Source organism: Vagococcus sp. WN80Y, assembly GCF_059621045.1.
On record NZ_JCAQHY010000103.1, the window covers coordinates 1 to 11,198 of the forward strand.

The 11,198-nt window shown below is 36.2% G+C and carries 10 protein-coding genes; 3 read left to right on the forward strand and 7 right to left on the reverse strand.

Translation table 11 applies throughout. The features are described from left to right. Positions 1-331: 331 nt before the first annotated feature. From AC5KOD_RS03760 to cysK, 3 genes are all read right to left on the reverse strand, one after another. Positions 332-760, reverse strand: coding sequence for a Fur family transcriptional regulator (locus AC5KOD_RS03760; RefSeq protein WP_496913198.1), 429 nt, complete (start codon positions 758-760; stop codon positions 332-334). Between the two features lie 98 nt (positions 761-858). After that, positions 859-1,377, reverse strand: coding sequence for a GNAT family N-acetyltransferase (locus AC5KOD_RS03765; RefSeq protein WP_496913199.1), 519 nt, complete (start codon positions 1,375-1,377; stop codon positions 859-861). Positions 1,378-1,479: 102 nt separating this feature from the next. Then, a complete protein-coding gene (cysK, locus tag AC5KOD_RS03770) occupies positions 1,480-2,403 on the reverse strand; it encodes a cysteine synthase A (protein WP_496913200.1) in 924 nt (307 codons plus the stop codon). Between the two features lie 425 nt (positions 2,404-2,828). Between cysK and AC5KOD_RS03775 the strand changes: the two genes are divergently transcribed. Continuing rightward, positions 2,829-3,770, forward strand: a complete 942-nt coding sequence (locus tag AC5KOD_RS03775) for an LPXTG cell wall anchor domain-containing protein (protein ID WP_496913201.1) — start codon at positions 2,829-2,831, stop codon at positions 3,768-3,770. A gap of 90 nt (positions 3,771-3,860) precedes the next feature. On the opposite strand, the gene AC5KOD_RS03780 is transcribed toward AC5KOD_RS03775, so the two are convergent. Next, entirely contained in the window at positions 3,861-4,976 is a 1,116-nt protein-coding gene (locus tag AC5KOD_RS03780) for an HAD family hydrolase (RefSeq protein ID WP_496913202.1), read from the reverse strand. Between the two features lie 235 nt (positions 4,977-5,211). Here AC5KOD_RS03780 and AC5KOD_RS03785 point away from each other — a divergent pair, with 235 nt between their 5' ends. After that, positions 5,212-5,670 (forward strand): hypothetical protein, encoded by a 459-nt coding sequence (locus tag AC5KOD_RS03785; protein ID WP_496913203.1) that lies wholly within the window; start codon positions 5,212-5,214, stop codon positions 5,668-5,670. A 463-nt stretch (positions 5,671-6,133) separates the two neighbouring features. On the opposite strand, the gene AC5KOD_RS03790 is transcribed toward AC5KOD_RS03785, so the two are convergent. Beyond that, positions 6,134-6,529, reverse strand: coding sequence for a hypothetical protein (locus AC5KOD_RS03790; protein WP_496913204.1), 396 nt, complete (start codon positions 6,527-6,529; stop codon positions 6,134-6,136). 136 nt (positions 6,530-6,665) lie between these two features. Beyond that, positions 6,666-8,504: a translation elongation factor 4 gene (gene lepA, locus AC5KOD_RS03795; protein ID WP_496913205.1), complete on the reverse strand. Its 1,839-nt coding sequence runs from the start codon at positions 8,502-8,504 to the stop codon at positions 6,666-6,668. Positions 8,505-8,686: 182 nt separating this feature from the next. Between lepA and AC5KOD_RS03800 the strand changes: the two genes are divergently transcribed. After that, positions 8,687-9,910: a GNAT family N-acetyltransferase gene (locus AC5KOD_RS03800; protein ID WP_496913206.1), complete on the forward strand. Its 1,224-nt coding sequence runs from the start codon at positions 8,687-8,689 to the stop codon at positions 9,908-9,910. Between the two features lie 1,108 nt (positions 9,911-11,018). Here AC5KOD_RS03800 and AC5KOD_RS03805 read toward each other — a convergent pair. Beyond that, positions 11,019-11,198, reverse strand: a 180-nt coding sequence (locus AC5KOD_RS03805) for a hypothetical protein (RefSeq protein WP_496913207.1), incomplete at its 5' end; no start/stop codon positions are given.

The window sequence follows — 11,198 nt, forward strand, 5'->3', positions numbered from 1 at the left end:
ACATAACACAGTTGACAATGTCAACAACTTTTTTAAAGTTTTTTATGTTGTGTTTTGTCTGTCACATCTCAGCGACATGTAATAATATACCAAGTCTTTTAGGAAATTGCAACTATTATCTTGCCTTTTTTTACAAAAAAAGTTAAACGCGAATATTAATCTAGAAATCAATCTTTACCTTCGTAATCCCTTCCTATTATCATTATTTTCTTTTAATATCATTTGGCTCTAACAAAGAATTTTTGTAGCTCCCCCTACTCACAATACTATATTGCTCTGTAACAAAAAAAGCCATTCTCTTCATTAGGAGAGAATGGACTCGATTATTTTCTTATTTAGCTTGGCAATCTGGACAGACTCCATAAAGCTCCATACGATGCTCATTAATCTTAAAACCTGTTAACTGCTCAGTTGCTGCTTCCACATCCTCTAAACCAGGATAGTAAGTATCAACAATCTTACCACATATTTCGCAAATTGCATGATAGTGTCGTTGCGAACTAAAATCAAAACGACTTGATGCGTCACCATAGGCCATCTCTTGAACAAAACCTATTTTAGTAAAAAGACGTAAATTATTATAAACAGTTGCAACACTCATACTAGGAAAACGATCAACTAACGCTTTGTATATTTCATCAGCTGTTGGATGGGTGTGACTTTCAATTAGGAACTCCAAGATGGCATAACGTTGAGGAGTAATTCGAATATCAGACTCTTTTAATTGATTAATTGCCTCTTCTACTTTTGAATGAGCCATAGCATTCACTCCATTTCCTATAATATAATCTATCATACTATCTAATTCAGTTTTTTTCAAGGAACTATTACTAACTAACAATCATTACTATCTATAATTTATTTCCACTCATTGCGCAAACAACCATAATAAAGAGAATCATAGTACTTTCCTTGATAATAGCGAACCGCTCGTAATTGCCCCTCCAATTGGAAGTTAAGTTTTTCTGCTACTTTAGCCATTCCAGGATTTCCTGACCAAGTAGTTAGCCCAATACGTTGAACTAGACGTTCTTTTTCAAACAACTCAGTAACCCAACTCCTTAGAGCCCATGTTGCATAGCCTTTCCCCCATAGGCTTTCATCAAAGATAGCTATACCTATTTCTAGCCAGCGAGTCGTTTCATCAACCCAGTAACGATTGACCGCACCGCGGATGCTTCCTTCTATATAAATACCTTTCACATCAGAAGATAAAAAGAAATCACTCTCAGTCAATTCAAACCGCTCCCAAGATAATGCATGATACTCATGTAAAAAAGGCGCATCATATTCTACCCATCTAGGTCGCTCTTCTTGATAACTAATACGCCATAGCTCCTTCAAATCCACTTTTGAAATGTGTCGCAGCTCAATCATCCTTTTCCCTCCGATAGTATCATCCGATAAAAAAGAACACAGTTTTCACCATGTTCCTGTAGTTTATCATAAATAACATCAGATATCGTACTAGAGCGCCTGCTAAAAATCATAAAGTGCAGTTGATAAATATCGTTCCCCATTATCTGGTACAACTGCCAAAACTTTTTTCCCTTTACCAAGCTCCTTCGCTAGATCCAATGCCACTTTAATAGCTGCTCCAGCCGAAATACCAACTAGAATCCCTTCTTTTTGAGCTATCTGACGCCCCATTAAAATTGCTTCCTCACTAGAAACAGATACAACTTGATCGTAAGAAGTAACATCTAATACCTTTGGAATAAAACCAGCACCTATTCCTTGAATTTTATGAGGATGATGTTCTTCCCCCTGAAGAACCTGTGACTCTTCCGGTTCAACTGCGTAAATTTTTATTTCTGGATAGACAGCTTTTAAACGATGACTAACCCCCGTTATCGTTCCTCCAGTCCCTACACCTGCAACAAAAGCATCCAGTGATAAATCAGCAAAAGCTGATAAAATTTCTTGTCCTGTTGTTTCTTCATGTATCCGAGCATTAGCAGGATTATCAAATTGGAGAGGCATAAAGAAGCCATCTTGTTCAGCTAATTCAGTTGCTTTTGCTATTGCCCCTTTCATTCCTTGAGCCCCTGGCGTTAATATCAACTCAGCACCGTATGCCTTCATAATTTTTTGCCGTTCAATACTCATTGTATCAGGCATGACAATAACTGTAGGATAGCCTTTAGCAGCACCTACCATCGCTAAACCAATGCCTGTATTTCCACTAGTTGGCTCGACAATGGTGTCACCAGATTTTAATTGTCCATCTTTTTCAGCTTCTTCAATCATCGCTAAACCAATTCGATCCTTTACGCTACTGCCTGGATTGAAAAACTCCAACTTAACATAAACGTCCGCACTCTCTGTCGGCACAATGCGATTTAACTTTACAATAGGCGTATCTCCAATTAAATCTACTACTGAATTTACAATTTTTGTCATTTTAACTTCCTCCATGTCTTGTCTTTAAGATAAGCTTAACACCATTCTATCAAGCGTTAACATCCGACAATTGATCGAGGAAAAATGGCTGATAAACGATTTAATCCCATGTCATCCATCTCCTTTAGTGACCTTGCAATTGATTGCTTATTAGACATACTAACCTAAAATAAGCAAGATTGCTACTAAAATCTCTTCATTACGCTTTTCTTTCTATTTTCCGACTTACTAAAGTTATCCTTGTTGACAAATGCTAAACAATTTTGTTGTAATTCCAGCTAAAAATGTTACAATTATTACGAAGAGGTTACCAAAATGTTAATACAACCGAAAAATGAACACCTCTCACTTTAGTGAGTAACTCTTACTAGTCTATACATAAAGTTATCACTAACACAAACTCTACCTATAAAAGGAGAATCCTTATGATTAAAAAGAAATTATTGTTAGTCGGATTAATTGCCACTCTAGCGATTAGTTTTCCTACAAACTCTTTTGCAGATGATACGACTCAAACAACCTCTACATCTCTAGTTGAGGAAAGTACCTTGCTCAACAGTAACTCAACAGAAACAAGTACAGATACTAGCAGCATCCCAAGTGACTCTAGCTTAGAATCAAAAGAGATTCCTACAAGTTCAAGCTCATCAACTGCTCTCTCTTCAACAGACAGTAAATCTGAGATACGCTCTCTTGAAGGACATGACGATTCAAATTATGGTAAGTTCACCAAAGGAACCCCTGTTACGGCTGAAGAATTCAAATCAATTATTGAAGCTATCGAAGCCTTTAAAATTAAATCTATTACATTCTTGGATGGTCCTCCAGCAATGGACAAGGCTGGACTCACTAAAGCAACATTTTTAATCGTGACCGATCAGAATGAAACACTGACATACACTTATTACTTTTTAACAAAAAATAATGAAGCTACTATTAAAGTAACTGATATTAAATTTGATACAGAAAAAAAACTATTATCATTTAAAACTGATCCAAGTTGTATTGCCTATGTTACAGCTGATTCTGACAAAGTCACCGCTGAAATTTACACCCATGAAGACGGTATTGTTGCCCGTCAATACAGCACCGCACCAAAACACATTCAAATTGTCGTCCTTGATACAAAAGGAAATTATAGTGACATTATTGATTTTAATGTCCCTGCTAATGATGTCTCAAAGAATCAAGCTGAGCCTGAAAATTTAAATAATCTACAGGATCAAGCAAAAAAAGTGAAAAATGATCGTGATAAGCTGCCTCAAACAGGTGAAGCCATTGCACGATATGGCTTACTAGGTATAGTAATCATCGCTATCGTGGGTGTTATCATCTACTCACGACGTAAAAAACAAGCTCAGCTTTAATTTTATTAGAATCAGCCAAAACATACTTAAGATTAGCAGGTTTGGTAGTTCATCATTTATCCAACATACTAATCTTAGTATGTTTTTTTGTTAGTTCAGCAAAACAGATTCACTGCTATTAAGATAACAGCCTCTATTTTCATCTCGCGCCTGAACAAGGTATCTGTTCTTATCCCTTCTTGACCTGTCAACTAATTTTCCGATCTCTCCACCTTTTCGACGATCAATAATTAGAGAAAGTTCCGTATCTGAAAAGTTAGTTAGCATCGCTGCATCTCCATCACTATCACCTGCAACTAACAAAGGCCCTCTATTTTGATAAAGCGAACCGATACTGTTTTTTATCGTTTCCGTCTTACCGTTCCCTTGGGTTTGGCTAAATAGCTCATCTAATTCAGACAAAAACAGCCCTGATTTCTCCTTTAAACGCATACCAAAAACATGATCAGCTGGCAACTGATAACCATAAGTCTGACCTGTCACAAAAGGCAACACGACATCCCTATTTGACGCTGAAACAATATAAACATCGATGCCATTTTCCATAAAAATACTCATCAACTCTTGTATTTCAGGAATAAGGCGAATGCCTCGCTTAAATCTAACACTGACACTACCGCTTTGGCTATCATACTCATTAGGACTATCCCATGTTTCATAGGTCAAATCAGCTATCAATTCTTTTTTCAGAACTTCAATCGTCAAACTTTGTATAGCTTCAGCAGTTTTTCCACCTAAGAAATAAGTGACCCAAGGATAACTTATATCAGCCGAAAAAGAGTCTCCAATTGCCTCATATAGGAAACGACATTTTGTCGTGAATTCTTTGAATTCTCGACTTAATCTAATAATTTCGATTTTCTCACTACCCAAAAATCCTTCATAACGTTGATAAAGAAGCTCATAGCTCAGCAAGATGTCAGCTGTAATAGCCTCCATACTAATAGAGTTCCCTTCCAAACTTGTCCATCTGCTGTTAAGATAGCCATCAGGAATTCCTTTTACAAGCACTTCTTTCATGGCCTCTGGTGTCAGATCAAATGCTAATTCCCATAATTGATAATTGAAAACCGCCTCACCAATATCATTGATAATACAAGTGTTATCCCAATCAAAAACCACATATTGATTACTATTTTTATGACGGGTAATTAGGTCACATAATTCTCGGTAAACTCTTTCTTGCCAGTTCCCTTTTGTCAGCACGCTTGTCATCCTCTCTAATCTCGTTAATTCAAGTATAACAAGTGATCCTCCACTAGCATAGACTTATAATGTAAAATTTTAGTGGTATTTCCTTACTCACTTCCATTTTTTTACTCTCTTTTTACATTAATCGCCTTACAAATACCAACTAACCTGGGCAACAAAATATCAAAATTATCCTTTTTTTGTTATACTCACTCTAGATAAAATATCCCTAAAATAGGAGGCTCATTGCATGAAAAAAATACTCACCGCCCTTGTTGTCGTAATCGGGTTAGGAGGAGTTGGTTATTTAGGTAATATCGTTTTAATGGCCATTGGAAGTTCAGTTGGTAGTCATATCATCAAAGCGGTTCCCGATGATACTCACGATTTCACCGCAGATCAAAAAATCGTGTTAACACAGTTAGAAGGTACTTGGATTCAAGAATCTGATAGAGAAAAGAACCAAACCATGACGATTACGGCTACCAATGAAGACTTAACTTTTAGTCAACAGTCTCAAAAAAATTTGGTTTTTCCTGCCAAGCACGTTCGTATTGACCAGCCACACATTGAACTATATAATTTGGGACAAAAGCCGACAATGGAACTAGAAATAGTCGACATAAATACCCTTTTAATTCCCAATTTATACGCTACAACTGATAACCAATTAAGCGAGCCAACTAAGTGGGTACGAGTTGCTCAATAAGCTCATCTGATTAAGGGGGATATCCCTCAATCGAGAGCTTTTTTCTTTTTGTGAGACTCATCAGTTACATTAATTGCTATACTTAGAATGCAATTAATCAAAAATAAAAGTCATCTATCATGGAGGTTTTACTTGACCCTTAAAAATCACTTAGAAAATAGTGTTATGTTAATTGCTGCCACGATTAGTTTCGTTATTCCTTTAATACCTGGCATTCTCCTTATAGTATTTAGTCGAAAAAAAATTAAGAATAGACACCGACGAATGCTGATACTGGTTGGAATTCTCTTCATTCTTACAGGGGTTTTGATAGGACTTACTTTTGCGGTTTCAACTCTTATGATGTTGACCGGTAAATTTATGTAGCTTGTGCTATTCTTATAAATCGAACTAAAAAAAATAAGAGAGTAAGACAAAATCCTCACCCTCCACTTGATTCGCGATTATTAGATGTTAAACATGCTTAATTGTCTATGATCTCAGTTCCACCATCATAAAGGTTCGCCGGATACCCCATAGTTATCTCTGGTATTTCAGTCTCTTCATCAATGGTTAGATATCTTAATTTGAGATTCTGACCTTTCTTCAATTCGTTATCTTCAATCGGTTCGATTAAAAGAAGTTTAATCTTATCTCCTTGCTTAACAGTTTCTGGTGAAAATGTATCCTCATTGGCAATAACAACAATTGCTTCTTTTTCGACTTTATCAATTGTTACATTTAAGTGTTGTATATATGAGCCATATCCACCAGCTACCAATTGCCCCGCCTCATCATCCTTTATCTTTTTATTGACTAATAGAAAAGCTAAAGCCACTACAAAGATTACACCACCAATTATTACTATTTTTTTCTTCATAATTTTACGCTCCATTTTTAACTATTATAACATAATCAATAAAATAAGCGCCTAACACCTTTTTAAAACAAAAAAAGTCACAGCTCTTATTACGAACCATGACTAACATTTCTATTTTGGAGAATGCGATAAACCTTTATTTCTTCTTACTTTCATCCTCATCCATACGCAAAACGGCCATGAAGGCTTCTTGCGGAACTTCAACCGAACCGATTTGTTTCATACGCTTCTTACCATCTTTTTGTTTCTCTAATAATTTACGTTTACGCGACACATCGCCACCATAACACTTGGCTAATACGTTTTTACGCAGGGCCTTAATATCAGAACGCGCGACAATTTTTTGACCAATTGCCGCTTGAACTGGCACTTCAAATTGCTGACGAGGAATTAATTTTCTTAACTTCTCAACAATTGCTTTACCACGTTCAAAAGCAAAATCTCGGTGAACGATAAAACTCAAGGCATCAACCGTTTCACTATTCAATAAAATATCCATCTTAACTAGACGACTTGTTTTATAGCCAGTAATATCATAATCAAGAGACGCATAGCCTTTTGTACTGGATTTCAAGCGATCAAAGAAATCAAAAACAATCTCGGATAACGGTAATTCGTATACAACATTTACACGGTAATCATCTAAATAATCCATCGTAACAAAATCACCACGCTTACGCTGAGATAACTCCATGACAGCTCCAACATAATCATTAGGCACCATAATTGATGCTTTAACATACGGTTCCTCAACTGAATCAATCACACCAGGTTCTGGAAATTCAGCTGGATTATCCACTACTACTTGTGAGCCATCTGTTTTATTGACATGATAAATTACAGACGGTGCTGTTGTAATTAGTTCCAAATTAAACTCACGTTCCAACCGCTCTTGAACCACATCCATATGTAACAGCCCCAAAAAACCACAGCGGAAACCAAATCCCAAGGCTTGAGAAGTTTCCGGTTCAAAATCTAAAGCCGAATCATTTAATTGTAACTTTTCCAAAGCCTCACGTAAGTCATTGTACTTAGATGTATCAATTGGGTAAAGGCCACAAAAAACCATTGGATTCATGCGACGATATCCATCTAATGCCTCAGCAGCAGGATTATTCGCCAAAGTAATTGTATCACCGACTTGCGTGTCCTTTACTGTCTTGATTCCAGCAGTTACATACCCAACGTCGCCAACCATTAAGCGATCACGAGAAATCCCTTTCGGAGAAAAGACACCTACATCAATAACTTCAAATTTCTTACCACTTTGCATCATCATGATCTCATCACCTGGCTTAACCATACCTTCCATCACTCGGACATTCAGTACAACGCCACGATAACTATCATAAATTGAATCAAAAATTAAAGCTTTCAATGGGGCTTCTATATCCCCTTGAGGTGAAGGCACTAGTTCAACAATTTGTTCCAAAATATCTTCAATCCCAATCCCCGCTTTAGCACTGGCGAGAACCGCATCACTTGCATCAATTCCCACAACATCTTCAATTTCTTTGCGAACCTTCTCAGGATCAGCCGCAGGCAAATCAATTTTGTTAATAACTGGAATAATTTCCAAATCATTGTCAATGGCCAAATAAACATTAGCTAACGTTTGCGCTTCGATCCCCTGAGCAGCATCCACCACTAAAATAGCCCCTTCGCATGCTGCCAAACTACGAGACACTTCGTAGGTGAAATCCACATGTCCTGGAGTATCGATTAAATGAAAAATATACTCTTCGCCATCTTTAGCTGAATAAGTCAACTCAACAGCGTTCAATTTAATCGTGATTCCACGCTCTCTTTCCAAATCCATGGAGTCAAGCAGCTGTTCTTGCATTTCTCGGTCAGAAACTGTTTCAGTTTTTTGCAAAATCCGATCGGCCAAGGTTGATTTACCATGGTCAATATGCGCGATTATCGAGAAATTGCGAATCTTTTCCTGTCTTTTCTTCATTTCTTCTAAATTCATTATATATTCCTACTTTCTATTCAATCAGCACTCTTGATTATAGCAATCTTTCAGCCACTTGAAAAGTCTTTTCAATCGACAAACTAAAGTGAAAATAAGTGATAGCTTATTTTTTCATTAATAGATATTAATTTGTTATAATGACTGTAGTAAATGTGTTTAAAATAAGTGAGGTTAATAAAATGAATCGAGATAAAATTCGGGAACGGCTATCAATTAAGCCCGTTGAAGTTAAGCATTTAGAGCAATTTAATGAATTGTTGCGCTATGTTTTTCAAGTCACAGACTCAGATATTGAAGAAAGTGGCTACGAAGACGGCAGTGAAATAGCAAAAGCAAAGCGACCTGTCTTGAAATCTGCTGATGTTATAGGATGGTTCGACGAACAAGATACGTTGATTTCACAATTAGCTATTTATCCATGCGAAGTTAATATTCATGGTGAAATTTATAAAATGGGCGGCATTACTGGGGTTGGTACCTATCCAGAATATGCTAGTTTAGGTTTAATGCAAGACTTAATTGAATTAGCTCTAAAAAAAATGCGTGCTAAAAAACAATGGATCTCTTATTTATATCCCTACAGCATCCCCTACTATCGCCGAAAAGGTTGGGAAATCATGTCGGACATGATGACCTTTAGAGTTAAAGATTCCCAATTGCCAAAACCAGTTCCTGTTTCCGGTTCAGTTGAACGCTTGGAAAATAATCACCCAGATGTCATAGCTGTTTACGACGAGTTTGCGCGTAAAAATCATGGTGCAATGATTCGGACGCCCCTCAACTGGGACGAATATTGGCGGTGGGAAAACGAAGAAGAACGAATTGCAGCTGTTTATTACAATGCAGAAAACCAACCCACTGGCTATTGCTTATATTGGATTGCTGAGGAAGTCTTTCATATCAAAGAAATGATCTATTTAAACCAAGAAGCACGAATAGGCCTCTGGAACTTTATCTCTGCTCACTTCTCGATGATAAATTTTGTTAAAGGTGAGGTCTATCGTAACGAACCTATTGCTTTTCTCTTTGAAGATAGTGAGATGAAAGAAACAATTTCCCCCTTCTTTATGGCGCGCATTGTCGATGTTAGAGAATTCTTGAAAAAATACCCATTCGATAGCACAGTCAAGCCATTTCACTTTGTCGTAGAAGATCCGGTGGCAAGCTGGAACAACGGGATCTTCGGCTTAATTTGGAACGAGGATGATACCGTTACAATAACAGATGAGCCTCTTGGTAAAGCAGTAAAATTAGACATACAAACTCTTTCTACGATGTTTATGAGCTACAAACGGCCTACCTATCTTCACACTATTGATCGGATTGATGCTGATAAGGAAACCATTCGTTCTTTAGAACGAATCATTCCTAACGAAACAGCTTATTTCAGTGATTATTTTTAGTCACATAACTAACTATTACCAATAAAAGGGCCTGACTTAATAAACTGTACTCTATAGAATAGACACGAAATAAAAAGCGTGCATTCTATAGGGTATAGTTTAATTTATCAGCCTCCCTCTTTTCAAGAGTCGATTCACTTTCCTAGCATTATTAAGTATGAAAAAAAGCTTTTACTGCTAATTGTTTTCCCCGACAACTTATACTAATTTGTTTCCTTTAATAAAAAAATAGTTGTTAAATGGAATTTTTTTCGACTTGTTCAACTCCTCAAAAACTAGCATTTCCTCAATCTTAAAAGTCATGCTAACTCATTACTTGTCAATGTAAAACCAACATAATCAGCTGCCAACTTCATATACTTAAAATAAAGCTGTTGTTTCAACATTGCCCGTCTTTCACGTACATCTCTTTTTAATATAGTTAAATATTTTGTTATTAAGCACTGATCACTTTGTTTATTTTCAACTAATAAACAGCTCCGTTATTAATGAAATAATTCTCAACCTGTTCAAATCGCCAAAAGCTTACATCACTTCATCCCAAAATGTTATTTTAATTCATAATTTATCCACTTAAACCTCTGGTACAATAACCTTTTTTAACGCATACACTTAAAATAGAGCCGTTGTTTCAACTTTGTCCGTCTTTCATGTACCTCTCTCTTTTCGTAGTTGAATATTTTGTTATTAAACACTGAGCACTCTGTTTATTTTCAACTAATAAACAGCCCTGTTATTAATGAAATAAATCTCAACCTGTTCAAATCCACAAAAGCTTACATCACTTCATCCAGAAACGTTATTTTAACTCATGACATATTCTCATATAAAGCTGATACAATCACCTTTTTAACACATACAACTAGAATAACGCTGTTGTTTCAACATCGCCCGTCTTTCACGTACATCTCTTTTTATATAGTTAAATATTTTGTTATTAAAAAGCCCTTGATTCAACTTAATAACCAAGACCTAACCTCTAATCAACCTAGTTATATCACAGTTAGTAACTATTATCAAACTGACTTCTAACCTCGTAAGTCGCTAAACTACCTCAAATAAGCATTAGTAAATTTGGCTCTTTTCCTTAATAGCTTAGAATTAATGTTTAGCTAAGTAAATCCTTTTCTTTCAAGTAATTACGAAGAAAAACTGGTAATTTACTAAAGAAAAGAGGGTGGGACAAAACTCTCTTAAAACAGAAAAATATCTTGGTGACAATCAGAATAACTGATAATCGCCAAGATATTTTTTGTGCATTGAGTTGATTAGGCCAATTTATGACCAA

Excerpts from the sequence above, each read along its gene's own strand:
- AC5KOD_RS03760 (WP_496913198.1), bottom strand. The coding sequence starts at position 760 with ATGGCTCATTCAAAAGTAGAAGAGGCAATTAATCAATTAAAAGAGTCT.
- AC5KOD_RS03765 (WP_496913199.1), bottom strand. The coding sequence starts at position 1,377 with ATGATTGAGCTGCGACACATTTCAAAAGTGGATTTGAAGGAGCTATGG.
- cysK (WP_496913200.1), bottom strand. The coding sequence starts at position 2,403 with ATGACAAAAATTGTAAATTCAGTAGTAGATTTAATTGGAGATACGCCT.
- AC5KOD_RS03775 (WP_496913201.1), top strand. The coding sequence starts at position 2,829 with ATGATTAAAAAGAAATTATTGTTAGTCGGATTAATTGCCACTCTAGCG.
- AC5KOD_RS03785 (WP_496913203.1), top strand. The coding sequence starts at position 5,212 with ATGAAAAAAATACTCACCGCCCTTGTTGTCGTAATCGGGTTAGGAGGA.
- AC5KOD_RS03790 (WP_496913204.1), bottom strand. The coding sequence starts at position 6,529 with ATGAAGAAAAAAATAGTAATAATTGGTGGTGTAATCTTTGTAGTGGCT.
- lepA (WP_496913205.1), bottom strand. The coding sequence starts at position 8,504 with ATGAATTTAGAAGAAATGAAGAAAAGACAGGAAAAGATTCGCAATTTC.
- AC5KOD_RS03800 (WP_496913206.1), top strand. The coding sequence starts at position 8,687 with ATGAATCGAGATAAAATTCGGGAACGGCTATCAATTAAGCCCGTTGAA.